The organism is Pseudomonas putida (genome assembly GCF_002906855.1).
Classification (GTDB): Bacteria; Pseudomonadota; Gammaproteobacteria; order Pseudomonadales; family Pseudomonadaceae; genus Aquipseudomonas; species Aquipseudomonas putida_N.
In genome coordinates, this window is record NZ_MINI01000038.1 from 1,192,194 (window position 1) to 1,214,831 (window position 22,638).

Consider the following 22,638-nt stretch of genomic DNA (forward strand, 5'->3'; position numbering starts at 1 on the left):
GGGCCCTGCAGGAGCGGGCTTGCCCCGCGAAAGGTCCGTCAAGCCAGGTGCAGGTGGTTATCCCAGAACCCGGAAGGCAGGTCCATCGGTTGCCCGATCAGTTCGGCCTTGCGGCAATCGTAGAAGCGGCAACGGCCCTGCCCGGAGGTGACAACGAAACCATCCTTGACCGCGCCGACCCCGGCGCAATCGGGCATCGGCGCATCGAGCTTCACCGCACCGCTGTCCAGGTCCCAGACGAACAGGCGGTTGGCCCGCGGCGCAGTCACGGCCACCAGGCGAAGGTCGCTGTGGATGGCGACGCTGGCGGTGTACTGGGCCATCGATTGCAGCTGGCGCTCAGGTACCGGGAAGGCCTTGAATGGCTCCCCCGGGCGCTTGATCGCCAGCAGCTCGGCGGTCTCGTCGGCAGCGCCCATGAACTGCTGGCAGGCGGCGATGGTGCCATCGTCGCCCACTGCCAGGTGCCGCACGCTGTTCATCTGCTGGGCCAGGGTCTCCTTGCTCAGCATGGTGCCGTCGCGCTGCATCAGCACCAGGCTCGGCTCCATGGCATTGAGGTTCATCTCGACCCGGCTCTCGGCCTCGGTGCGGATGCCACCGTTGGCCACGACCAGGGTTTCGCCGTCCGGCAGCCAGGCCACTTCATGGGGGCCGATGCCGTGGGTCGGGATCTCGCCCGTATGCACCAGACGCTCACCCACGAAGCGGTACACGCCGAGCACGCCACGGCCTGGGTCAGTGGTGTCGTTCTCGGTGGCATACAGCCATTCGCCACCCTGGTGGATCACCGCATGGCCATAGAAGTGCCGGTTCGGTTGCGAGGTGACAGTCTGCAGCAGGCGCCCGTCGCGCAGGTCGACCAGGTAGCTTTCGGTACCGGGGCGACGGGCGACGAACAGGGCGATCGGCAGCTCGGGGTGGTTGATGATGGCATGGCAACGCTGGGCAACCTGGGTACTGAACACCTGGGTGCCGTCCAGGCGGAACCCGACCGCATAATGCTTGCCGTCGCCATCGTCCCGCGCCGACAGCAGCAAGGGTTCGCTGCCTTTGTTGCGCAGCAGGCTCCAACCGCCCAGGGTCAGGGCGCTGAGCAATACGCTACCGAGTTTGAGGGCCTGGCGTCGCAGCATGATCAGTCACCGTCGTTGGCATTGAAGCCCAGCTGGATGTTCAGCGCCTTGGCCAGGTCGCCTTCGTGCAGGCGGTGGACGGCGTTGAGGGCATCGTAGATCTGGTTGAGGGTCTGCTGCCCGGCGTCGTCGGCCAGCAGTTCGCCGAGGGGCTTCTGATTGTCGGCCAGCAGTTTGAGCGCCGTAGCGTAGGCGTCGTCGATCTTCTGCGCCAGGGCTTTCTGATCGCTGGGCAGCAGGCTGCGCAGGCCCTGGTTGTCGACCCCGACCCACACTGCCTGGGCGGCCTTGAGGGTGGCTTCCAGGCTCTTCAGCGAAGAGTGGCTGCGCCAGGCTTCGGCCTGCAGCGGCTGCGGGATGCCCTTGCTCTGGCGGCCCATCGGTGCCCCCAGCTTCTTCTTCAGGGTGTCCAGGGCGGTGACCTGGGAGCGCAGCAGGTCGGCGATCGCCTCGTGGGAGTCGGCGTAGCGCTGGTTGGGGAACTTGGTCATCTGCGACAGCATGCCGTCGGTGCTGTTCCAGGTCTTGAGGATGTCCTCGGCCAGGACTTTCTGGTGATCGGCGATGGCGACCAGCAGCGGGCAGTAGCGGGCTTTCTGCTCGGCAGTGGCGATGTCCGGCTTGCTGTCGAAGAGGATGTACTCGTACGCCGACAGACCGCGTACCACGACGCTGGCCTTGCCCAGGGCGGCGGCATCGACCGGCTTGTCGCCGTTGACCAGTTGCTCGACCTGGCGGCCGACCAGGTTCTTCTTGTCTGGCCAGAACTGTACCTGCCAGGCGCGGTTGCCTTCGGCCAGCGGGCCGACCAGCAGCGGTTGCAGTTCGGCCCAGGCTTTTTGCGCATTGAGGAAGTCGGCGCGCGCGGTGTCCAGGCTTTCCTTGCCTTCACAGTAGGCCAGGGCGCTGGCAGCCAGCTGGCGGTCGGCTTCGACCCAGCGGCTGTAGGTCGGCAGGATCACCTGCTTGGCGATGGCGGCGGAAGTCACCGCCTGCGGGTCTTGCGGCGAGCAGGCACCCAGGGCGAGTGCGGCGAGGCTGGTGAACAACAGTTTGGGTCGGAACATGCCCGGCTCCTTGCGCGTTTTAAAGTGAGTTCAGGAAAGCCAGCAACGCGGCGCGCTGCTCGGCATTGAAGGTCAAGACATGGTCGCGCGCCGACTGGGCTTCGCCGCCGTGCCAGAGCACGGCTTCGAGCAGGTTGCGGGCGCGGCCGTCATGCAGGTACTGGGTGTGGCCACTGACGGTTTCGGTCAGGCCGATGCCCCACAGTGGCGGGGTACGCCAGTCTTGGCCGTTGGCCGCGAATTCGGTGCGTTCGTCGGCCAGACCTGGGCCCATGTCGTGCAGCAGCAGGTCGCTGTAGGGGCGGATCACCTGGTTGGCCAGCTCCGCTTGGGCGGTGTTGGCAGCGGTGGTGAACTGCGGGATGTGGCAGGCCTGGCAGCCGGCCTGGAAGAACAGGTTCTTGCCGGCCAGCACTTGCGGTGCGCCGACGTCACGACGGGCAGGCACGCCGAGGTTGCGGGTGTAGAAGGTGACCAGGCGCAGGATGTTGTCGCTGACTTCCTTTTCGTCGCCTTCGCCGTTGCCATTGGGCGCGGCCAGGCAGTCGACCTGGGCCGGGGTGCAGTCGTCCTTCGGCTGCAAGGTGCTGGTCAGGCCCATGTCACCGTTGAAGGCGTGCACGTTCTGCTGGTTGACGTTGGGCTGCCCAGCCTTCCAGCCGAAGCGGCCGATCACGGTCTTGCCCTGGGTGTCGTCCCAGACCCGGTTGGCGCGGCCGCGGATACCGTCGTGGTTGCGGTCGTCCGGGTCTTCGTTGGCCAGGATGTCGGCCTCGGGGATGGCTTCGAGCAGGCCCAGGCCGATCATCGGTGGGGCGACGCGGGCAGAGAAGCGCGTGTCGGGGTGCATGGGGCCATAGCCGAGCTGGGTGATCTGCAGGGCCGGACGGCGCAGTTCGACCGGGTAGCCGTCCTTGAAGGTGACGGTCTGCGTGGAGTAGTTCACCCTTACCTTGCCTTCTGGCGCTACGCCGGGTATGGCCATGTCCTGCAACTGGGTGCCGTAGACGGGTTCGGGGACCACGCCCAGGCGCTCGATCTCCTTGGCCAAGTAAGGCTGATCGGGGATCGACAGGCGCACCAGCATGCCTACGGCATTGCTGTCGCCCGGCTCCGGCGGGTGCCCGCGGCCGTCGCGCACGTGGCAGTTCTGGCAGGCCGTGGTGTTGAACAACGGGCCCAGGCCGTCACGCGCGGTGGTGGTGGACGGGGCGATCACCCAAGGGTTGCGGAAGAAGCTGTTGCCCACGGCGAAGTCCAGGCGCCGCTCGGCCGAGAGGTTGGCCGAAGGCAGGGAGAATGCCTTGCGGTCGTCGCGCTGGACCGTTGCCTGACCGCCAGACAGCGCTTCGCCGGGCTCGGCCTGGGTGAAACGCGGGGCGTCGTCACAGGCGGCAAGGGCGATGGCCAGCAGCAGAGGGGAGAGTCGGGACAGCGACGAGGACATGCAAAATCCTGGGCGTGGACGAAAAACCGGCGTGCAAGCTTAGCAGGCCGGCGATGTTTGAATAAGAGCAATTTGCAATTACCCGGGTGAAAAGGATGTGAAATCTCAGCATTTTCATGGGCTTCATTGGCCCTTTCACGGGGCACAGAAAAAAGGCGACCCGCAGGCCGCCTCATTGTGAGCCAGCACAGCCGATCAGAACTCGTGGTCGGCTGTGTCCGGGTTCAGGTTGGCAATCCCCAGCTTGCCAGCAGCCTGCTCGATCGAGCCGGTCTGCTTGACCAGCGAGGCGATGGCGTCGCGCACGATCTGGTTGCCGGCAGCGTTGTCGGCGGCGATCAGCTGGTCGTAGTGCTCGCCCTTGAGGGCGTGGTCGACCATCACCTGGATCTTCGCTTCGGTAGCTTCGAGGTCAGCCTTGAGGGTGGCGTCGGCAGCCGGGTCGGCCTTGGCCACCAGCGACGACAGGCTCGGGCCGGTCAGCTTGGTGCCGTCGACACGGGTGTACTCGCCCAGATAGACGTTGCGAATGCCCTTGGCGTCGTAGAAGTGCGAGTAGTGGGTGTTGTCGCTGAAGCAGTCCTGCTCGTCTTCCGGCGAGTTGGCTTCCAGCGAGACCTTCATGCGCTCACCGGCCAGTTCGCCCAGCGACAGGCTGCCCATGCCGAACAGCATCTTGCGCAGGCCATCGGCTGCCGGCTCGGCTTCCAGCGTGGCACGGTAGTTGTCGGCGACGTTCGGTGCCCAGTTGCCGACCATCTCTTCGAGGTCCTTGACCAGCAGCTCGGTGACCGCCTTCAGGTAGGCACGGCGACGGTCGTTGTGGCCGCCGGTCGCCCCCTTGCCTTCCAGGTAGTCGGAAGCCGGGCGGTTGCCCGCGCCTGGGCCGGTGCCGTTGAGGTCCTGGCCCCAGAGCAGGAATTCGATGGCGTGGTAGCCGGTGGCGACGTTGGCTTCGGAACCTGCCAGTTCGTTCAGGCTGGCCAGCTTCTCAGGGGTGATGTCCTTGACGTCGACCTTCTCTTCGCCCACCTGGATCTCGGTGTTGGCGATGATGTTGGCGCTGGCTGCCGGGTTGCCCAGGGCGTGCTCGTAGCTCTTGTCGACGTAGTCGATCAGGCCTTCGTCCAGCGGCCAGGAGTTCACTTGGCCTTCCCAGTCGTCGATGATGGTGTTGCCGAAGCGGAACGCCTCGCTCTGCAGGTACGGAACGCGCGCGGCGACCCAGGCCTCTTTGGCGGCTTTCAGGGTTTCGTCGTTGGGCTTGGCGAGGAACGCGTCTATGGCGGTCTGCAAGTTCTTGGCGGTGCTCAGTGCATCGCTGTACACGGCGTAGACCATTTCGGTGTAATGCTTGACCACGGCTTTGCCGGTTGCTTCGTCGACAGCCCCGGGCGCCGCAGCAGCGGTGCTGGCAGCAGCAGGTGCCTGAGCTTGCGGAGCGGCGGCCTTGTCATCCTTGCCTTCGCCGCAACCGGCGAGAGCGATGGCGATGGCCAGCAGACTGGCGGAGGCCAGAGGCATACGAATCATTATTGGTTTTCCTGCGTCGTGTGGTTGGACCAAGGGGTTAGGCCGTGCGCCGTGGCACGCGAAACGACAACATCATGCGAAAGATTTGCATTTGCTGTAAAGGGGTTGGCGCGCAATTCATGCAAATGCGCGTCACGGCCGATAATCGGGGCAAGCGTTACAGCGCGGAGACCTGATTGCGCTGGGCTTGTTTGAGGAAGTTGGTCAGTTCGCGGGCCGACAACGGCTTGCTGTAGTGGTAGCCCTGACCTTCATGGCAACCCTGGGCGATGATGTAGGCTTCCTGCTCGACGGTTTCCACGCCTTCGGCGATCACCTGCATCCCCAGGCTCTTGCCCAGCTGGATGATGGCGCGAACGATGGTGGCGTCGTCATCGTCGTCGAGCAGGTCCTGGACGAAGCTCTTGTCGATCTTGATCTTGTCCAGCGGCAGCGATTTCAGGTAGCTGAGCGACGAGTAGCCGGTGCCGAAGTCGTCGATGGCGATCATCGCCCCCGAGCGGCGCAGGCTCAGCAGGTGCTGGGCGGCGGTGCTGATGTCCTCCATCAGACCGGTCTCGGTCACCTCCAGCTCCAGGCTGCGCGGAGGCAGACGGTAGGCCTGCAGCAGGTTGTTGACCACCCGTGGCAGCTCGTTGTGGTGCAGTTGCACGGTGGACAGGTTGACCGCCATGCGCAGCTCGCTGAAGCCCAGGTCGTGCCATTCGCGCAACTGTCGGCAGGCCTGGTCGAGTACCCATTCGCCGATGCTGATGATGCTGCCGTTCTGTTCGGCCAGCGGGATGAACTGGTCGGGCGGGACCATGCCCAGTTCCGGGTGCTGCCAGCGTAGCAAGGCCTCGACCCCGACCACACGATGGTCGCGGTAGCTGATCTGCGGTTGATAGACCAGGTACAGCTGGTTGCGCGGCAGGGCTTCGCGCAGGTCCTTTTCCAGCTCGCGGCGGCGGCGCATTTCGCTGTCGACGCTGGCGATGTAGAACTGGTAGCGGTTGCGCGAGCGGGCCTTGGCCAGCGTCATGGTCTGTTCGGCCTTCTGCAGCAGCTTCTCGGTGCTGTCACCGTCCTCGGGGAACAGGGTTATGCCGATGGTGGCGCGCAGGCGGATCTGCTGGAGATCGAGGCCGAATGGCAGTTCCAGGTCGTCGAGGATGCTCTGGGCCAGCTCCGCCGCCTCGTAAGGCTGCTCGATATTGGCCTGGACCAGGGCGAACTGGTCGCCACCCAGCCGCGCCAGCGCACCCAGGCGCCCGCTGTGGGCGCGCAGGCGGTCGGCCAGGGCCAGCAGCAGCTGGTCGCCGGTCTGGTAGCTGAACTGCTCGTTGATGCCCTTGAAGTCGTCCAGGCCCACGCAAAGCACGGCCACGCGATGCTGCAGGCGGCCGGCGTCGGCGAGGATCTTGTCGAGCTGCTCCTGCAATTGCTGGCGGTTGGGCAGGCCGGTGAGGAAATCGTACTGGGCCATGCGCTGCAGGCTGTTCTCGGCTTCGTGGCGCAGGTGGGTATTGCGCTCGATCGAGGCCAGCAGCTGGTTGGCGGTGTTGACCCAGATGCCCAGTTCGTTCTTCTCGTGGCCCTTGAGCAGCGGGATCTGGTGCTGGCTGGGGCGGTCGGGGTTGATCTGGGTAAGGTGCTCGATGATCTTCGACAGCGGCTTGGTCAGCAGCCAGTGGTAGACCAGGTACAGCACCAGGCCCATGGCCAGGGCGCGCAGCACGCCGGAAATGAAGATGATTACCGCATTGATCAGGAAGTCTTCGCCATAGGACGAAGTATCGAGGGTGATGCTCAGGTCGCCGTAGTATTCGCTGTATGGACCACGGCCGACCAGCTGGGTGGTATAGGTGCGTTCCTGGCCGAGGATCAGGTCGGTCAGCCAGCGCATCGACATGTCCTGCAGCGGGCGGGACTTTTCCGCAAGCATGGTTTCGTTGGGGTGGCCGATCGAGGCCATGCGCACCGACTCGTCCTGGAACAGGCCTTCCATCACCTGCATGCCCATTTCCCGGTCGAGGCTGTACACCGCCTGGGTAGAGGGGTCGCGGAACATGTCGAGAATGCGTTGGGCGTCGTTGTTGACGGCCTGGCGGGTCTTGGAGGTGTCGTAGACGATCTGCGCGCAACTCAGGACAACGCCGACCGCCAGCGCCGACAGGAGCACGACCCTGAGCAACTTGACCGACAAGCTGTTCCGCAATTCCAGCTTCAATGGGGTTTCCTTAATCCATGCGCATGACATCATTTTGCCACTAACGTTGGCAATACACTATCGGCCGACCTTGGGTAGTGTATCGGTTGCCCGACCCTGCAACTTGAGTGCGCGGTGTCAAACTTCCAGACGGTTGATGTTAGCGTGCTATACGCGCTGAGCAAGACCCTGCGGGAAAACTGTCAGGCATAAAAAACCCGGCACATGGCCGGGTTTTTTGTTCAAGGCTGAATGAATCAGGCCTTGAAGGTCTTGCCTTCGAACTGCTCGGCAACGAATTTCCAGTTGACCAGGTTCCAGAACGCCTCGACGTACTTAGGACGCAGGTTGCGGTAGTCGATGTAGTAGGCGTGTTCCCAGACGTCGCAGGTCAGCAGCGGGGTGTCGCCGCTGGTCAGCGGGCAGCCGGCGCCGATGGTGCTGGCCAGGGCCAGGGAACCGTCAGCTTTCTTCACCAGCCAGCCCCAGCCGGAACCGAAGGTGCCGATCGAAGTCTTGGAGAACTCTTCCTTGAACTTGTCGAAGGAACCGAAAGCGGCGTTGATGGCATCAGCCAGGGCGCCGGTCGGCTGGCCACCGGCGTTAGGTGCCAGGCAGTTCCAGTAGAAGGTGTGGTTCCAGACTTGAGCGGCGTTGTTGAAGATGCCGCCCGAAGAGCTCTTGACGATCTCTTCCAGGGTCTTGCCTTCGAATTCGGTGCCTGGGACCAGGTTGTTCAGGTTCACGACATAGGTGTTGTGGTGCTTGTCGTGGTGAAACTCCAGGGTTTCCTTGGAGATGTGCGGCTGCAGGGCATCGTGGGCGTACGGCAGCGGCGGCAATTCAAAAGCCATGGTGGATCTCCTGATTCAGGTCTGTTTGCGGTTTGCGCAAGGCCGATCACGGGCGGCCCGATGTACGTCGGCGAGTTTGTACTCTTTGCGACGCAAGGGCTGGATCATAGCACCGGGCCCGGCTCATAACCACGCAACAAAGATAGGGAATAGAGGTTCCAGAGCGGTTGGCAGCCGCCGACCGGCGGCCCTCAATCAAAGATCAGTTGCGCCGCCACGGCGAACATCATCACCGCCACCATCAGGTCGAGCATCCGCCAGGTTGCCGGGCGCGCCAGCCACGGTGCCAGCCACGCGGCGCCGATCGCCAGGGTCGAGAACCACAGCAGCGAGGCGCTGGCTGCCCCCGCCACATAGGCGCCAGGCACAGTCTGTTGGGCACCGAGCGAGCCGATCAGCAGCACGGTGTCGAGGTACACGTGAGGGTTGAGCAGGGTAACCGCCAGCGCGCTCAGCAATACCGCCCGGCGCGAGCGCATGCCCTGGCCTTCCTGGTGCTGCAGGCTCTGCTTGGAAAAGGCGCTGCGCAGGGCCTTGGCGCCGTACCAGATGAGGAACACTGCGCCGCCCCAGCGGGCGATGGCAAGCAATGTCGGGTTGTGCGCCAGCACCGTGGCCAGGCCAAACACCCCGGCTGCCACCAGGATGGCGTCACAGACGATGCACAGCGCGGCCACTGGTAAGTGGTGCTCGCGGCGCAGGCTCTGGGCGAGGACGAAGGCGTTTTGTGCACCGATGGCCATGATCAGGCCAAAGGCCACCAGCATGCCGTTGAGATAGCTCTGCCACATGGCGAATACTCCAAACAAGATGCTGGATATTGTGGCGAGTGTCGCTGTATAAGAAAAACAAATAGAGCTGATCCGTCATTAGGAAAATTGATGTTCGACTACAAGCTGCTGGCTGCCCTTGCGGCGGTGATCGAGCAAGGCGGTTTCGAACGTGCCGCGCAGGTTCTGGGGCTGTCACAGTCGGCCATTTCGCAGCGCATCAAGCTGCTCGAAGCGCGGGTCGGGCAACCCGTGCTGGTGCGTGCTGCACCGCCGAGCCCGACCGAGGTCGGCCGGCAATTGCTCAACCATGTGCAACAGGTACGGCTGCTCGAACGTGATTTGCAGCGTCAGGTGCCAGCATTGGACGAGGAGGGCATGCCCGAGCGTCTGCGCATCGCCCTGAACGCCGACAGCCTGGCGACCTGGTGGGCTGGTGCGGTGGGCACATTCTGCGCCGAGCATCAGCTGCTCACCGACTTGGTGGTTGAAGACCAAGAGGTCGGTCTCAAGCGCATGCGTGCGGGTGAAGTGGCAGCCTGCCTGTGTGGCAGCGAGCGGCCGGTGGCTGGCGCACGCAGCCTGCCGCTGGGAGCCATGCGCTATAGGGCATTGGCCAGCCCTGGGTTCATGGCACGCTATTTCCCTCAGGGTTTCGAGGCGCAGCGCCTGGCCCGCACGCCGGCCATCGTCTACGGGCCGGACGATTTCCTGCAGCACCGTTACCTGGCTTCACTGGGAATTCAGGACGGTTTCCTGCACCACCTGTGCCCGTCGTCCGAAGGCTTTCTGCGCATGACCGAGGCCGGACTGGGATGGGGCCTGGTGCCCGAGTTGCAGGCCCGTGAACAGTTGGCCAATGGCCAGTTGGTGGAAATTTGCAGCGATACCCCCATCGATGTGCCGCTGTACTGGCATCATTGGCGCAACGGCGGGCACCTGCTCGCGCAACTGACCGAACACCTGCGGCACACGGCACGGCACTGGCTGGTGCCCTTGTAGCGGCGGCTGGCGTCTGTTGCATCTGAAATCAAGGCGGAGTCATACATGCAAATTCTGGTCACCGGCGCGAGCGGCTTCATTGGCGGGCGTTTTGCGCGCTTTGCCCTGGAGCAGGGCCTGGCTGTACGGGTCAGCGGCCGGCGTGCCGAGGGCGTGGAGCACTTGGTCAAGCGCGGCGCACAGTTCATCCCTGGCGACCTGGGCGACCCTGAGCTGGCCCGTCGCCTGTGCCAGGGGGTCGAGGCCGTGGTGCATTGCGCGGGCGCGGTGGGTAATTGGGGGCGCTACCAGGACTTCCACCAGGGCAATGTGGTGGTCACGGAAAACGTCGTCGAAGGCTGCCTCAAGGAGCATGTGCGGCGCCTGGTGCACCTGTCGTCGCCGTCGATCTACTTCAACGGCCGTTCGCGCCTGGGTATCCGAGAAGATCAGGTGCCGCGCCGCTTTCATGATCACTATGCGCAAACCAAACATATTGCTGAACAGAAAGTGTTCGGCGCCCAGGAGTTCGGCCTGGAGGTGCTGGCGCTGCGCCCACGCTTCGTCACCGGGGCCGGCGATGCGAGCATCTTCCCGCGCTTGATGCAGATGCAGCGCAAGGGCCGTTTGGCGATTATCGGCAACGGCCTGAACAAGGTCGATTTCACCAGCGTGCACAACCTCAACGAGGCATTGCTGAGCGCCTTGTTCGCCGAAGACCGCGCACTGGGCCAGGCCTACAACATCAGCAACGGCCAGCCGCTGCCGCTGTGGGACGTGGTCAACTACGTGATGCGCCAGATGCATTTGCCGCAGGTAACCCGCTATCGCTCCTATGGCCTGGCCTACAGCATCGCGGCGCTTAACGAAGCCGCATGCATGCTCTGGCCCGGGCGCCCGCAGCCGACCTTGTCGCGCCTGGGCATGCAGGTGATGAGCCGTGATTTCACCCTGGATATCAGCCGCGCCCGCCAATACCTGGATTACCAGCCCAAGGTCAGCCTGTGGAACGCGCTGGATGAATTCTGCGCCTGGTGGAAGCATCAGCCGCTGGGGCAGTGAACCAGATCCGCAGATGATGGTCATCAGTGCGCCGCGCAAGCGGTTTATACTCATGTCTCTTTGCTACCACCGCGGTTGAAGCCACCTATGCGTAACGATGCCAACGACGATTTCGATGATGTGCCTACCTTGCGGGCGGGTACCCCCGATGACGACGAGCTGTTGCCCGCACACGTCTCGCGCAGCCGCCAGAAGGCCGCCAGGCCGGCCAGCACTGGGCCGCTGTGGGCATTGCTGGGGGCGTCGTTCATTGCGTTGGCCGGGCTGGGCTGGTGGAGCTTCCAGCAGATCTCGCTGATGGAGCAGCAACTGGTGGCTACCCAGGAAAGCTTTGCGCGTATCAGCGAAGAAGCGGCCGGGCGTTTGCAGGCGATCAGCGGCAAGGTCGATGCCAGCGAGTCAACGAGCAGCACCGGCAGTGAAGCACTGAAGCTGCAGATCCGTCAGTTGCAGGCCAGCCTGGCCGAGCAGGGCAAGCAGCAACAAGGTGTGGCGGGGCAGGCCGGCGACCTGGGCAAGCGCCTGGAGCAGGTGCTGGCGGATACCCGTGAGCAGCAGAAGGCGGTGACCGAACTGCAGACCCAGCTGCAGGCACAGTTGAAGGCGGTGAACGCTGAGTTGGCCGCCCTGAAGTCGGGGCAGGTGGATGGCGGCAAGCTTGATGGCCAGTTCAAGAACCTAAACGATGAGGTGGCTGCACTGAAGAAGCAGGGCAATCAGAAAGCCGCCATCGACAGCCTGGAGCAGGATGTGCTGGTGCTCAAGACCCAGATGGAAAACCGTTCAGCCTCGTCGGGCGGGGCGACGGTGCAGGAGTTCGATGCGTTCCGTGGGCAGACCACGCGCAACCTCAATACCCTGCAGAGCCAGATCCAGAACCTGCAGCAGCAGATCAATTCCCGGCCTTGAGAAAGGGCCGCAAAGCGGCCCCGGCGATCTCAATTACAGGCGCGGGTAGTCGATGTACCCGACTGGCCCTTTGCCGTAGAAAGTCTCTGGATGTGCGTCATTCAACGGCGCATCTGCCGCCAGCCGCGCCGGCAGATCAGGGTTGGCGATAAACGGCACACCAAATGCCACTGCATCGGCCTTGCCCGCCGCCAATGCAGCATTGGCACTGGCCTTGTCGAAGCGCTCGTTGACGATGTAAGGCCCGCCAAATGCCGCTTTGATCAGCGGGCCGATGCTGTCGTCGGCTTCTTTCTCCCGCGAGCAGATAAAGGCAACGCCACGTTTACCCAGCTCGCGTGCCACGTAGGTGAAGGTCTCGGCGCGGTCGGCATCGCCCATATCATGGGCATCGGCCCGTGGCGCCAGGTGCACGCCGACGCGGCCGGCCCCCCAGACTTCGATGGCCGCATCGGTCACCTCCAGCAGCAGCCGTGCGCGGTTTTCCAGCGAGCCGCCGTAGCGGTCGGTACGCTGGTTGGTGCTGCTCTGCAGGAACTGGTCGAGCAGGTAGCCGTTGGCGCCGTGAATCTCCACACCATCGAAGCCAGCGGCCTTGGCGTTCTCGGCACCGCTGCGGTAGGCCTCGACGATGTCGGCGATCTCTTCGGTTTCCAGTGCGCGTGGGGTCGGGTAGTCGCTCAGCGGGCGCACCAGGCTGACGTGGCCTTTGGCCTGGATCGCGCTGGGGGCCACCGGCAGCTCACCATTGAGGTAGCTGGGGTGGGAGATTCGGCCAACGTGCCACAGCTGCAGGAAAATGCGCCCGCCAGCGCCGTGCACGGCCTGGGTGATGTTGTGCCAGCCACGTACCTGCTGGTCGTTCCAGATGCCGGGGGTGTCGGGGTAGCCGACGCCCATCGCGCTGACTGATGTCGCCTCGCTGAGAATCAGGCCGGCACTGGCGCGCTGCACGTAGTATTCGGCCATCAGCGCATTGGGCACGCGGCCCTCATCGGCGCGGCAGCGAGTCAGCGGGGCCATGATGATGCGGTTGGGCAGTTGCAAGTCGCCCAGTTGGATCGGATCGAAAAGCGTGGTCATAACGGTTACCTGCCTTGTCAAAGCGCTTGGCGCAGTTGTTCGAGGAACGCCTCGATGGTGGCTTCGTTGCGTTTGAAGAAGTGCCACTGGCCGACCTTCTGGCTGCTGATCAGACCGGCCCGCTGCAAGGTGGCCAGGTGGGCAGAGACGGTCGACTGCGACAGCCCGCAGCGCTGGTCTATCTGCCCTGCACAGACACCGTTCTCGGTGCTGTGGTACTGGTCAGGAAACTGCGTTGCCGGGTCTTTCAGCCAGCTGAGGATTTCTCGCCTGACCGGATGGGCCAGCGCTTTTATGATTTCGTCGAGATCGAGTGGCATGGGTTGAGGCTCGTGCTGTAGCGGTATATCGCGATAGGGCGAAACATACATCGGCATTTCGCGATACACAAATATGAAGAGGTTCTGAGCTGAGCATGAATCGCTATATCGCGTTATAACGATGTACGCGAAGGGGGTGCTAGAATGCCTCCATGAATTACCTCGCACACCTGCACCTGGGCGGCCCGGCGCCACAGCAACTGCTCGGCAGCCTGTATGGCGATTTCGTCAAAGGCTCGCTGGAGGGGCGCTTCCCGCCTGCGCTGGAGGCGGCGATCCGGCTGCACCGGCATATCGACAGCTACACCGACCAGCATCCCTTGGTGCTGGCAGCGCTGGCGCGTTTTCCGCGGGAGCGGCGGCGTTTTGCCGGGATCGTCCTGGACGTGTTTTTCGACCATTGCCTGGCGCGGCACTGGGGGGATTACGTCGAGCAGCCGCTGGCGCAGTTCACCGGGGACTTTTACCGGGTGCTGCTGGCCGAGCCCGAGCTGCCAGGGCGGTTGGCGCGGATTGCGCCGTTCATGGCGGCGGATGACTGGCTGGGGGCGTATGGCGATTTCGCCACGCTGGAGCAGGTGTTCAACGGCATCGCCCGGCGTTTATCGCGGCCCGAAGGGATGGCCGGGGTGATGGATGAGCTGGAGCGGTTGTATCAACCGTTGATGGCGGATTTTCGCGAGTTCTATCCGCAGCTGCAGGCGTTTGCGGCGGCGGGGCGTACGGCGGGGGAGCTGCAACGACCGTGAGAACGAGCGCCGCCCGCGCGGCGCTCGATCTCAAAGACCACACATCTCCAACGTCAGGCTCAAGCAGCGCGCGCTTGACGCCGAGGTACCACCGCCACTTCCTCAACCCCGAACAACGCCATGTGAATCGCCTGTTGCGCCTGAAACGCCAGCGCCGCACGTTCCTTCTCGACGCTGCCAATCGGCTTCAACATGTGAATATGCACCTCACCCCGAGGCTCGGCAAACAAACGCATCAAGTGCGAAATCAGGTCATCGTCGCCAATGAACGGTGCAATCGAGTCCGGCTCGCCATTGCGCAGGTACTGAATGGCCACCGGCTGCACTGCCACGCCCTGGTCGATGGCCCCGGCCAGCAGGCGACCGTGGAAGGTACGCAACTGGCGACCATCGGTGGTGGTGCCTTCGGGGAAGATCAGCAGCGGCCGGTCGTGCCCCAGCTGGTCGCTGATCTGTTCGCGCAGGCGCTGGCCGTCACCCCCACCGCGGCGAATGAACAGCGTGCCGGCCTTCTCTGCCAGCCAGCCGGCCACCGGCCAGTGGCGGACCTCGGCCTTGGACAGGAACGACAACGGCAGCAGCATGCCGAGCAGGGGAATGTCGGTCCAGGACACGTGATTGCTGACCCACAGCATCGGCCGTTGTGGCAGTTCACCGATCACTCGCACCTCGAACGGCAGGGCGCCGACCAGTCGCTTCATGAACCAGCAGGACCAGCGCTGGCGAAGTTCGATGGACGCCTTGATCCCCAGGCGTTCGCCCACGGCGATGACGCCGGCCATGAGCATGCCGAACGACAGTACCAGCAGCAGCCGAGCGAGGCGGGCGAGCACCCGCAGGCCAGGCATCAGACCGCTGCCTTGAAGTGGCGGGCATAGCGCGGGCAAAGGTCGTCGCGCTTGAGCAGGATGAACACGTCCGCCACCTGGAAGTCCTCGTCCCAGCACGGCTCGCCGCAGATCTTCGCGCCCAGACGCATGTAAGCCTTGAGCAGCGGCGGCATTTCGGCGATGACGTTGTTCGGCAGGGCCAGGCTGGGCAATGGGTTCTTCGGCTCGGCACGCAGGTGCTCGGTGCACAGGTAGCGCTCGCGCAGGCGCTGCATGACGGCGTGGGCCTGCACGCCGCCGTCCTGCATGGGGATGCTGGCGCAACCCATCAGGTAGCTGTAGCGGCCCTCGTTGAGCACTTCGGCCAGTTCGCCCCAGAGCACTGCGATGGTGCCGCCATTGCGGTATTCGGCGGCGACGCAGGTACGGCCCAGTTCGAGGATCGGGCCCTGCAGTTGCAGCAGGCCGTGCAGGCTGAATTCTTCTTCGCTGTAGAAACGCCCCAGGCTGCTCGCGGCCTGGTGGTCGAGCAGGCGGGTGGTGGCTACCAGCTCGCCGGTGCTCAGGTCGCGCACGCCGATGTGGCGGCAATGTACGTCGTAGTCATCCATGTCCAGGCCCAGTTCGGCGCCTTTGAGCTTGGCCTTGAATTCTGCGCTGAACACCTTGTAGCGCAGGGCCTGGGCTTCCTGCAGGGCCGCAGCGCCGACCAGGCGTTCGGCTTGCAGACGGCGTTCAGTGCTGTTGTCGCCAGAGTGAGCGATCCGAGTCATTACGAGTCTCCATAAGCCAGCCATGAAGGGTTGCGGCCGGTCGGCTTTGTTGTGCAAAGTCAGCCTAGGTAGGCGCGGTGTCACCCCTGTGACTCTTTGGTGATGCTTGCATGACACCCCAGAACAGCCCCCTTGAAGGAGCGTCCGATGGCCTGGTTGCAACGACTCAATGACCCTCTCCGCCAGCCCTTGGCTGGCACCTTGGGCGAGACCTATGCCGCGCAGTTCGAGCGCCTTGGCGCGGTTGCCCCGTTCGAACTGGCGGTGCTGGGCGGGCGGGCCATGGCCACGCCGGGCCTGGCGTTCCTCATCGGTTACCAAGCCGCCTTGCGCGTGCTCTGGCCCAGTGCGCCCGCCAGCCTAGGGGCGCTGTGCGCCACCGAGCGGCGCAGTGTGCGCCCGGCGGACATGCATACCCGGCTGGTCGGTTTGCGCCTGAACGGCAACAAGGATTTCGTCACCGCCGGCCTGGATGCCGAGTGGCTGCTGGTGGCTGCCCGCAGCGAAACGCTGGGTGAACCACCCCGGCTGAGCCTGGCAGTGGTTTACCCGGGGGAGGCTGGGGTGACGCTGGAAGCATTACCGACCCTGCCGCTGATGCCCGAGGTAGGGCACGGTCGATTGCATCTGCACGATGCGGCCTGTGAGCTGCTGGCTGGCGATGGTTGGGATGCATACGTCAAACCTTTCCGCTCGCTGGAGGACTTGTACGTGCTCGCGGCGCTGACGGCCTGGCTGTATGGGGTGGGGCAGGAGTGCGGCTGGCCGCAGGAGCTGCGCCTGCGTCTGCTGGGTTTGTTGGCGGGATGTGCCGAGGGCAGCCGGCAGTGTGCCGACAGTGTTGGCTGCCATCTATTGCTGGGGGGATTGTTCTCGCAGTTTCAGGAGCTGCGCGGGGCGATCGACAAGGCGCTGCTGGCGGGGCCGGAGCAATGGGCGCAACTGTGGCAGCGGGATCAGGGCGTATTGGCATTGGCCACTGCGGCGCGGGAAAAGCGCCTGGCCAAGGCCTGGTTGGCAGCAGGGTTGTCATGAAGGCCTGAGAAACTGCGTGATCTTTTAGATCCCGGGGCTGCGAAGCAGCCCCCGCAGGCGATGACGATGAAAGCACTGCTTCTGATCCTGGCATTAGCTGTGTGCCCGGCCTGGGCCGAAGTCTGGCCCGAACCGGACTGGCCAATCGACAACACCGCCCTCGACTGGCAGGCCGTCGACGCCTACGCCTTCCCGGAGCGCAACGCCGACGAACGCAGCGGCAACCGCACCCACGCCCTGCTGATCATCCGTGACGGTCGCATCCTCCACGAACGTTACAGCGCCCCCACCACCGCCAATACCGCCCACCTGACCTGGTCGGTCAGCAAGAGCGTACTGGCCACAGTGCTAGGCGTCGCCCAGGGTGAGGGCCGTTTCCAGCTGCAGGACCCGGTTGCACGTTTTTACCCGCCGATGCAGGCTCATCCTGACGTGCACCTGGCCGACCTGCTGCACTGGGCCAGCGGCCTGGACTGGCAGGAAGACTACGAGTACGCACCGTTGAAGTCCTCCGTCGTGGCCATGCTCTATACCCGTGGGCGCGACGACATGGCGGCCTATACCGCAGCCCGCGCCGGCGCCGAAAAGCCCGGCCAGCGCTTTCTCTACTCCAGCGGCGACAGCAACGTGTTGGCAGCCGCCTTGCGCGGCATGCTCGATGCCGGCACCTATGCCGACTATCCCTGGCAGGCACTGTTCACCCCGCTGGGTATCGACAGCGCAGTTTGGGAGCGTGACGGTGCAGGTACGTTCGTTGGCTCTTCCTACCTCTACCTCAGTGCCCGCGACTTGGCGCGCATCGGCTTGCTGATGCAACGCGATGGCCGCTGGCAAGGTCGCCAGCTGCTGCCGCCGAGCTGGGTTGCCTTCAACCGCACACCCTTTAGCCAGGCCGTCGCGATGCCCGGCGAAGCCAACCCGGGCGGTCACTGGTGGCTCAACCTGCCATTGCCAGGTAGCCCGAAACCGTGGCCCGACGCCCCGGCCGATACCTACGCCGCGCTCGGCCACTGGGGCCAGGCGCTGTATATCGTGCCGTCGCAGAAACTGCTGATCGTGCGCTATGCCGATGACCGCGATGGCAGCTACCGCCACAACGAACTGCTCAAGCGGGTGCTGGCGGCGCTGGCCAAGGAGGGCGCATGAAGCGCGTGCTGTTGCTGGTGATCGTCGCCTTGCTCGGCTGGGCCTGGCTGGAGCGCCAGGCGCTGGCGGACTTCCCCGGCATCCTGTCGGCCTATTCGGCCAAGGAGTACTGTTCGTGCCGCTTCGTCATGGGCTTCGACGAGGCCTATTGCCGGGGCTATGTGAAGCAATGGTTGCCCCTGAGCCGGCTGGAGGAAGACGGCCCGCAACGGCGGGTCAGCGCAGAGGGCCTCGGCCAGCGCAACCAGGCGGCCTGGCAGGGTGCGCTGGCCGGCTGCCGCTTGCTGCCATGAGGGCGGGCGGGTAAGGTTGGCGGTCAAGTTTCACGAGACCAGTCATGTTCAAGCTGCCCCGTTTTCTACCTGCCTTGCTGCTGGCTTTGTGCCTGCCTGCCCATGCCAACTGGCACCTCGATGGCGAGTCTTCACGCCTTTCTTTCGTCACCGGCAAGAACGGCGATACCACCGAGGTGCATCGTTTTCTGGTGTTGCATGGCAGCGTCGACCGCAAGGGCGCGGCTGCGTTGAGCATCGAGATGGACTCGGTGAGCAGCGGCATCCCGCTGCGTGACGAGCAGATGCGCGACAACCTGTTCGAGGTGGAGCGCTTTGCCGAGGCGAGCGTGAAGGCGCAGATCGACTTGCGACCGATCAACGACCTGGCCGATGGTGCGCAAATTGAACTGCGCCTGCCGCTGACCGTCACCCTGCATGGCCAATCGCACAGTTACAACGCGCTGCTGCTGGCCACCCGCCTGGATGAGCGGCGCTTCCAGGTGGTGACCCTCGAACCGCTGGTGCTACGGGCTTCGGATTTTGGCCTGTTGCCAGGGCTGGAAAGCCTACGCAAGTTCGCCAAGCTGAAATCCATCAATCCGTCGGTACCGGTCAATGCGGTACTGATCTTCAACGCCCGCTGACATGCCGGGGCCGGTCTTCCCCTGGCGGGGTGGCAATGAGTTCGAACTGCTGATCGACGGCCCCGAGTTCTTTCCGCGCATGCTCCAGGCGATCCTGCGCGCTGAGCTCCAGGTCGACCTCGAACTGTACCTGGTAGAGGCCGGTGCGTGTGCCGAGGCGGTGGTAGAGGCACTGGAGCAGGTGGCACGCCGCGGCGTGCGGGTGCGTTGCCTGTTCGATGACTATGGCTCATTGGCCTTTACCGCGGCGTTGCGCCAGCGCCTGCAGGAGGCCGGGGTGTACTTGCGCTGGTACAACCGCCTGCGCTGGAAGCGTGGTTTTCGCAACCTGTACCGCGACCATCGCAAGCTGTTGCTGGTGGACGAACGCTGGGCGGTGGTGGGTGGCACGGGCGTCACCGACGAGTTCTGGACGCCAGGTGAGGCGACCAGCGCCTGGCACGAAGTGATGGTGCAGATGCAAGGGCCAGTGGTGAACGACTGGCAGTTGCTGTTCGACCGCCAGTGGCAAGCCAACAACCGCCGCACCGCCTGGCGCCCGGCCGAGGGCTTTGGCCTGCCGCGCCTGCCCAAGGTGCCGGTGCAAGGCCAGGGTATGGGCCGGGTGGCCTATGCCGACGCCCGTCAGCACCAGGACATCCTGCATTCGCTGGTACGGGCGATCAACAGTGGCAAACAGCGGGTGTGGCTGGCCACGCCATACTTCCTGCCGACCTGGAGCGTGCGCCGGTCGTTACGCCGTGCCGCCAGCAAAGGCGTCGACGTGCGATTGCTGTTGACCGGGCCACGCACCGACCACCCTTCGGTACGCTATGCCGGGCACCGCTATTACCCCCGATTGCTGCGTGCCGGGGTGCGCATCTACGAGTACCAGCCGTGCTTCCTGCACTTGAAGATGGTGCTGATCGACGACTGGGTCAGTGTCGGTTCGTGCAACTTCGATCACTGGAACCTGCGCTTTAACCTGGAGGCCAACATCGAGGCCCTCGACCCGCCGTTGACGGCTGCCGTGCAGGCCAGCTTCGAGCGTGACTTTGCCTTGAGCGAAGTGGTCGATCTCGAACATTGGCATGCGCGGCCGCTGTGGCGTCGGGTGAAGCAGCGCGTGTGGGGATGGCTGGACCGGTTGGTGGTCAACCTGCTCGACCGGCGCGACTGAGAACGGCTATCGTGCAGTGACTGTCCCTTGGCAATCGAAGGAGTGGGTGCGATGACGGCGAAGAAGATTCTCATGCTGGTTGGCGACTATGTCGAAGATTACGAGGCCATGGTGCCGTTCCAGGCGCTGAGCATGGTCGGGCACACGGTGCATGCGGTATGCCCGGAGAAGGTCGCGGGGCAGACTGTGCGCACGGCGATTCATGATTTCGAAGGCGAGCAGACCTACAGCGAAAAGCCTGGGCACAATTTTGCCCTGAACTACGATTTTGTGCGGGTGCGGGCCGAGGGTTACGACGCGTTGCTGATTCCCGGTGGCCGCGCGCCGGAGTACCTGCGTCTGGATGAGAAGGTGCTGGAACTGGTGCGGGCGTTCGACCTGGCCGGCAAGCCGATTGCGGCGGTGTGCCATGGCGCGCAGTTACTGGCGGCAGCGGGTGTACTGGAAGGGCGCGAGTGCAGTGCGTATCCGGCTTGTGCGCCGGAAGTGCGCCTAGCCGGAGGCACGTTCATCGATATTGCGGTGGACCAAGCGCATGTCGATGGCAACCTGGTGACCGCACCCGCCTGGCCGGCGCACCCGGCGTGGCTGGCGGCTTTCCTCAAGGTGCTGGGGACCCGTATCGCCTGACCGGGCCTGTTCGCGGGTTCACCCGCGAACAGGCCGAAACAGGTTTACTCAACCTGCTCGACCCAGTCGTTGAGGTTGTAGTAGTTGGTCACCCGGGCAATCTTGCCGCAGTGAATGTAGAAGAAGGCCCCCGCCGGCAGCACGTAGGTCTGGCCTTTGGCTGCCGGCAACCCTTCGTCGTCGGCCAGATATTTGCCATGCACGGTGAATTCTGCCGCCGCCCGGCTGCCGTCGGCGTTCTGCATTACCACGATGTCGGCCAGGCGCTCGCGGTAGCAGCGGTTCATCTTGTCCATGAACGCGGCGAATCTGGCTTTGCCCATCTGCCGCTCGCCCTGGTTGATGTCGTGGATCACGTCTTCGCTGAGCAGTGCCAGGAAGGCCGGCATGTCGCCGGCATTGAAGGCGGCGTAGTAAGCATTTACCAGTTCGGTAGCGGTCATGGAACAGTACCTGTCGTGTAGGGAAAAGGCTGTGCGTTGGCTCGGATGATAGGGTTTCCCCTCAAGCCCGGCTTAGCCGAGCGCGTCATCCACATCGACAAAACGACCGCCAAGCATGGAAATACGCCTGTTGCACGGCGCCGCTATCGCGCCTTACATCGATGACCTCGCTCGCCTGCGCCTGACCGTGTTCCGCGAGTTCCCCTACCTCTACGACGGCACCCCGGAGTACGAGGCCGAATACCTGGCCAGCTACACCCGTTCCGGGCGCAGCCTGGTGGTGCTGGCCCTGGACGATGGCCAGGTGGTGGGTGCCTCCACCGGCCTGCCGCTGGTGGATGTGGCCCCGCAGTTCCAGCAGCCGTTCCTGACTCAGGGGCGCGACCCGGCCAACGTCTACTACTTCGGTGAGTCGCTGGTACTGCCGGAGTACCGTGGCCGTGGCTTGGGCGTGCGTTTCTTCATCGAGCGCGAGTCCTATGCCCACAAACTGGCCGAATTCGACTTCTGCGCATTCTGTGCCGTCGAGCGCCCCGGTGTGCACCCGCGCCGGCCTGCGGACTACAAGCCGCTGCACGGGTTCTGGCGCAATCGCGGCTTCCTGCATGACCCCTCCCTGCGCACCCGCTACGCTTGGCGCGACCTGGACGAGCAGGAAAGCTCGGAAAAGATCATGTCGTTCTGGACCAAGGAGCTGCCGATTTGATCCGCCTCGCGGCCTGCCAGTACGCCATCGAACTGCATGAAACCTGGGATGCCTATGCCGACCATCTGCAGGCCTTGTGCGCCGAGGCAGCAGAGGCGGGCGCCCAGTTGCTGCTGTTGCCGGAATACGCCGGGCTGGTGCTTAGCGGCCAGTTGCCGGCCGAGCAGCGTGGTGACCTCAAGGCTTCGATCGCCGGCATCCAGCCGCTGATCGAGCCGTGGCTGGTGCTGTGCGAAGGGATTGCCCGGCGCTGGGGTATCTACCTGCAACCGGGCAGCCTGCCGGTGCTCGACCTTGATGGGCAGTACCGCAACCGTGCCTGGCTGTTTGGCCCCAAGGGTGTGCTTGGCTATCAGGACAAACTGATGATGACCCGCTTCGAGCGGGAGCAGTGGGGCATTGTTGCCGGTGAGGGGCTGCAGGTGTTCGATACCGATCTTGGGCGCCTGGGCATCCTGATCTGTTATGACAACGAGTTCCCGATGCTGGCGCGGCGCCTGGCCGAGGGTGGTGCCGACCTGATTCTGGCGCCGAGCTGTACCGACACCGAGGCGGGTTACCACCGGGTGCGCATTGGTGCACAGGCACGGGCGCTGGAAAACCAGATAGCCGTGTTGCAGAGCCCGACGGTGGGGCTGGCGCCCTGGTCGCCGGCACTGGATGAGAACATCGGCCGGGCTGGGCTGTTCGTTCCGCCGGATCATGGGATGCCGGGGGACGGGGTGGTTGCGTTGAGTGGGGCGTTGAGCCCGCAGAGCAGCCAGTGGCTGGTGTGCCAGGTGGATCTTCAGGAAGTGCGGCGGGTGAGGCGGGAAGGGCAGGTGTTTACCCGCAGGGACTGGCCGGAGCAGTTCGAGAGACTTCTGTGAGAGCGGCGGCGCCCGTGAAGCAGGCGCCA

Annotated in this window: 24 protein-coding genes; 12 read left to right on the forward strand and 12 right to left on the reverse strand. The window is 64.3% G+C overall.

Annotated elements, in window-relative coordinates; translation table 11 throughout:
* Positions 1-38 precede the first annotated feature (38 nt).
* The 7 genes from BGP85_RS18150 to BGP85_RS18180 form a co-directional block, all read right to left on the reverse strand.
* Positions 39-1,136, reverse strand: coding sequence for a DUF1513 domain-containing protein (locus BGP85_RS18150; RefSeq protein ID WP_103449273.1), 1,098 nt, complete (start codon positions 1,134-1,136; stop codon positions 39-41).
* A gap of 2 nt (positions 1,137-1,138) precedes the next feature.
* Complete coding sequence (locus BGP85_RS18155) at positions 1,139-2,203, reverse strand: imelysin family protein (protein WP_103449275.1); 1,065 nt, start codon at positions 2,201-2,203, stop codon at positions 1,139-1,141.
* A gap of 19 nt (positions 2,204-2,222) precedes the next feature.
* Positions 2,223-3,650: a di-heme oxidoreductase family protein gene (locus BGP85_RS18160; RefSeq protein WP_103449277.1), complete on the reverse strand. Its 1,428-nt coding sequence runs from the start codon at positions 3,648-3,650 to the stop codon at positions 2,223-2,225.
* Positions 3,651-3,845: 195 nt separating this feature from the next.
* Entirely contained in the window at positions 3,846-5,183 is a 1,338-nt protein-coding gene (locus BGP85_RS18165) for an imelysin family protein (RefSeq protein WP_103449278.1), read from the reverse strand.
* A 157-nt stretch (positions 5,184-5,340) separates the two neighbouring features.
* The gene (locus BGP85_RS18170; RefSeq protein WP_181004538.1) at positions 5,341-7,392 is read right to left on the reverse strand and encodes a putative bifunctional diguanylate cyclase/phosphodiesterase; all 2,052 of its coding nucleotides are present in this window, start codon (positions 7,390-7,392) and stop codon (positions 5,341-5,343) included.
* Between the two features lie 236 nt (positions 7,393-7,628).
* The gene (locus BGP85_RS18175; protein ID WP_103449282.1) at positions 7,629-8,225 is read right to left on the reverse strand and encodes a superoxide dismutase; all 597 of its coding nucleotides are present in this window, start codon (positions 8,223-8,225) and stop codon (positions 7,629-7,631) included.
* Positions 8,226-8,416: 191 nt separating this feature from the next.
* Positions 8,417-9,016, reverse strand: coding sequence for a LysE/ArgO family amino acid transporter (locus BGP85_RS18180; protein ID WP_103449283.1), 600 nt, complete (start codon positions 9,014-9,016; stop codon positions 8,417-8,419).
* A gap of 90 nt (positions 9,017-9,106) precedes the next feature.
* On the opposite strand from BGP85_RS18180, the gene BGP85_RS18185 reads away from it, so the two are divergent.
* The 3 genes from BGP85_RS18185 to BGP85_RS18195 all read left to right on the forward strand — a co-directional run bounded on the left by BGP85_RS18185 (position 9,107) and on the right by BGP85_RS18195 (position 11,947).
* Positions 9,107-9,997: a LysR family transcriptional regulator ArgP gene (locus BGP85_RS18185; RefSeq protein ID WP_103449284.1), complete on the forward strand. Its 891-nt coding sequence runs from the start codon at positions 9,107-9,109 to the stop codon at positions 9,995-9,997.
* A 45-nt stretch (positions 9,998-10,042) separates the two neighbouring features.
* Positions 10,043-11,038, forward strand: a complete 996-nt coding sequence (locus BGP85_RS18190; protein WP_103449285.1) for an NAD-dependent epimerase/dehydratase family protein — start codon at positions 10,043-10,045, stop codon at positions 11,036-11,038.
* 87 nt (positions 11,039-11,125) lie between these two features.
* A complete protein-coding gene (locus tag BGP85_RS18195) occupies positions 11,126-11,947 on the forward strand; it encodes an ATPase (protein WP_103449286.1) in 822 nt (273 codons plus the stop codon).
* 33 nt (positions 11,948-11,980) lie between these two features.
* On the opposite strand, the gene BGP85_RS18200 is transcribed toward BGP85_RS18195, so the two are convergent.
* Complete coding sequence (locus BGP85_RS18200; RefSeq protein ID WP_103449287.1) at positions 11,981-13,030, reverse strand: alkene reductase; 1,050 nt, start codon at positions 13,028-13,030, stop codon at positions 11,981-11,983.
* 17 nt (positions 13,031-13,047) lie between these two features.
* Positions 13,048-13,350 (reverse strand): ArsR/SmtB family transcription factor, encoded by a 303-nt coding sequence (locus BGP85_RS18205; protein ID WP_054885082.1) that lies wholly within the window; start codon positions 13,348-13,350, stop codon positions 13,048-13,050.
* Positions 13,351-13,502: 152 nt separating this feature from the next.
* On the opposite strand from BGP85_RS18205, the gene BGP85_RS18210 reads away from it, so the two are divergent.
* Positions 13,503-14,099 (forward strand): acyl carrier protein phosphodiesterase, encoded by a 597-nt coding sequence (locus BGP85_RS18210; RefSeq protein WP_103449288.1) that lies wholly within the window; start codon positions 13,503-13,505, stop codon positions 14,097-14,099.
* Between the two features lie 59 nt (positions 14,100-14,158).
* Here the strand turns inward: BGP85_RS18210 and BGP85_RS18215 are convergent, their stop codons facing one another.
* Together BGP85_RS18215 and olsB are read right to left on the reverse strand one after the other, a co-directional pair.
* Positions 14,159-14,947, reverse strand: coding sequence for a lysophospholipid acyltransferase family protein (locus BGP85_RS18215; RefSeq protein ID WP_103449289.1), 789 nt, complete (start codon positions 14,945-14,947; stop codon positions 14,159-14,161).
* Entirely contained in the window at positions 14,947-15,702 is a 756-nt protein-coding gene (gene olsB, locus BGP85_RS18220; RefSeq protein WP_103449290.1) for an L-ornithine N(alpha)-acyltransferase, read from the reverse strand. Before olsB ends, BGP85_RS18215 begins: the two co-directional genes overlap by 1 nt.
* A 147-nt stretch (positions 15,703-15,849) precedes the next feature.
* On the opposite strand from olsB, the gene BGP85_RS18225 reads away from it, so the two are divergent.
* The 6 genes from BGP85_RS18225 (at position 15,850) to BGP85_RS18250 (ending at position 20,591) form a co-directional block, all read left to right on the forward strand.
* Entirely contained in the window at positions 15,850-16,737 is an 888-nt protein-coding gene (locus BGP85_RS18225; RefSeq protein ID WP_103449291.1) for an acyl-CoA dehydrogenase, read from the forward strand.
* Positions 16,738-16,803: 66 nt separating this feature from the next.
* A complete protein-coding gene (locus BGP85_RS18230; protein ID WP_103449292.1) occupies positions 16,804-17,883 on the forward strand; it encodes a serine hydrolase domain-containing protein in 1,080 nt (359 codons plus the stop codon).
* The gene (locus BGP85_RS18235) at positions 17,880-18,176 is read left to right on the forward strand and encodes an amidase (RefSeq protein ID WP_103449293.1); all 297 of its coding nucleotides are present in this window, start codon (positions 17,880-17,882) and stop codon (positions 18,174-18,176) included. The genes BGP85_RS18230 and BGP85_RS18235 overlap by 4 nt, the downstream gene beginning before the upstream one ends.
* 44 nt (positions 18,177-18,220) lie before the next feature.
* On the forward strand, positions 18,221-18,802 hold the full coding sequence (locus BGP85_RS18240; RefSeq protein WP_103449294.1) for a YceI family protein: 582 nt from the start codon (positions 18,221-18,223) through the stop codon (positions 18,800-18,802).
* Between the two features lies 1 nt (position 18,803).
* A complete protein-coding gene (locus tag BGP85_RS18245) occupies positions 18,804-19,961 on the forward strand; it encodes a phospholipase D-like domain-containing protein (RefSeq protein ID WP_103449295.1) in 1,158 nt (385 codons plus the stop codon).
* Between the two features lie 51 nt (positions 19,962-20,012).
* A complete protein-coding gene (locus BGP85_RS18250) occupies positions 20,013-20,591 on the forward strand; it encodes a DJ-1/PfpI family protein (RefSeq protein ID WP_103449296.1) in 579 nt (192 codons plus the stop codon).
* 44 nt (positions 20,592-20,635) lie between these two features.
* Here BGP85_RS18250 and BGP85_RS18255 read toward each other — a convergent pair whose 3' ends face one another.
* Positions 20,636-21,034, reverse strand: a complete 399-nt coding sequence (locus tag BGP85_RS18255) for a nuclear transport factor 2 family protein (RefSeq protein ID WP_103449297.1) — start codon at positions 21,032-21,034, stop codon at positions 20,636-20,638.
* A 115-nt stretch (positions 21,035-21,149) separates the two neighbouring features.
* Between BGP85_RS18255 and BGP85_RS18260 the strand changes: the two genes are divergently transcribed.
* Positions 21,150-21,740 (forward strand): GNAT family N-acetyltransferase, encoded by a 591-nt coding sequence (locus BGP85_RS18260; protein WP_103449298.1) that lies wholly within the window; start codon positions 21,150-21,152, stop codon positions 21,738-21,740.
* Entirely contained in the window at positions 21,737-22,609 is an 873-nt protein-coding gene (locus tag BGP85_RS18265; RefSeq protein WP_103449299.1) for a carbon-nitrogen hydrolase family protein, read from the forward strand. The genes BGP85_RS18260 and BGP85_RS18265 overlap by 4 nt, the downstream gene beginning before the upstream one ends.
* Positions 22,610-22,638: the final 29 nt, after the last annotated feature.

Bases quoted from the DNA above. Each gene is read 5' to 3' on its own strand.
- BGP85_RS18210 (WP_103449288.1), top strand. From the start codon at position 13,503: ATGAATTACCTCGCACACCTGCACCTGGGCGGCCCGGCGCCACAGCAA.
- BGP85_RS18195 (WP_103449286.1), top strand. From the start codon at position 11,126: ATGCGTAACGATGCCAACGACGATTTCGATGATGTGCCTACCTTGCGG.
- BGP85_RS18205 (WP_054885082.1), bottom strand. From the start codon at position 13,350: ATGCCACTCGATCTCGACGAAATCATAAAAGCGCTGGCCCATCCGGTC.
- BGP85_RS18200 (WP_103449287.1), bottom strand. From the start codon at position 13,030: ATGACCACGCTTTTCGATCCGATCCAACTGGGCGACTTGCAACTGCCC.
- BGP85_RS18255 (WP_103449297.1), bottom strand. From the start codon at position 21,034: ATGACCGCTACCGAACTGGTAAATGCTTACTACGCCGCCTTCAATGCC.
- BGP85_RS18250 (WP_103449296.1), top strand. From the start codon at position 20,013: ATGACGGCGAAGAAGATTCTCATGCTGGTTGGCGACTATGTCGAAGAT.
- BGP85_RS18165 (WP_103449278.1), bottom strand. From the start codon at position 5,183: ATGATTCGTATGCCTCTGGCCTCCGCCAGTCTGCTGGCCATCGCCATC.
- BGP85_RS18155 (WP_103449275.1), bottom strand. From the start codon at position 2,203: ATGTTCCGACCCAAACTGTTGTTCACCAGCCTCGCCGCACTCGCCCTG.
- BGP85_RS18235 (WP_103449293.1), top strand. From the start codon at position 17,880: ATGAAGCGCGTGCTGTTGCTGGTGATCGTCGCCTTGCTCGGCTGGGCC.
- BGP85_RS18245 (WP_103449295.1), top strand. From the start codon at position 18,804: ATGCCGGGGCCGGTCTTCCCCTGGCGGGGTGGCAATGAGTTCGAACTG.
- olsB (WP_103449290.1), bottom strand. From the start codon at position 15,702: ATGACTCGGATCGCTCACTCTGGCGACAACAGCACTGAACGCCGTCTG.
- BGP85_RS18225 (WP_103449291.1), top strand. From the start codon at position 15,850: ATGGCCTGGTTGCAACGACTCAATGACCCTCTCCGCCAGCCCTTGGCT.
- BGP85_RS18185 (WP_103449284.1), top strand. From the start codon at position 9,107: ATGTTCGACTACAAGCTGCTGGCTGCCCTTGCGGCGGTGATCGAGCAA.
- BGP85_RS18150 (WP_103449273.1), bottom strand. From the start codon at position 1,136: ATGCTGCGACGCCAGGCCCTCAAACTCGGTAGCGTATTGCTCAGCGCC.
- BGP85_RS18190 (WP_103449285.1), top strand. From the start codon at position 10,043: ATGCAAATTCTGGTCACCGGCGCGAGCGGCTTCATTGGCGGGCGTTTT.
- BGP85_RS18180 (WP_103449283.1), bottom strand. From the start codon at position 9,016: ATGTGGCAGAGCTATCTCAACGGCATGCTGGTGGCCTTTGGCCTGATC.
- BGP85_RS18230 (WP_103449292.1), top strand. From the start codon at position 16,804: ATGAAAGCACTGCTTCTGATCCTGGCATTAGCTGTGTGCCCGGCCTGG.
- BGP85_RS18215 (WP_103449289.1), bottom strand. From the start codon at position 14,947: ATGCCTGGCCTGCGGGTGCTCGCCCGCCTCGCTCGGCTGCTGCTGGTA.
- BGP85_RS18160 (WP_103449277.1), bottom strand. From the start codon at position 3,650: ATGTCCTCGTCGCTGTCCCGACTCTCCCCTCTGCTGCTGGCCATCGCC.
- BGP85_RS18175 (WP_103449282.1), bottom strand. From the start codon at position 8,225: ATGGCTTTTGAATTGCCGCCGCTGCCGTACGCCCACGATGCCCTGCAG.
- BGP85_RS18260 (WP_103449298.1), top strand. From the start codon at position 21,150: ATGGAAATACGCCTGTTGCACGGCGCCGCTATCGCGCCTTACATCGAT.
- BGP85_RS18240 (WP_103449294.1), top strand. From the start codon at position 18,221: ATGTTCAAGCTGCCCCGTTTTCTACCTGCCTTGCTGCTGGCTTTGTGC.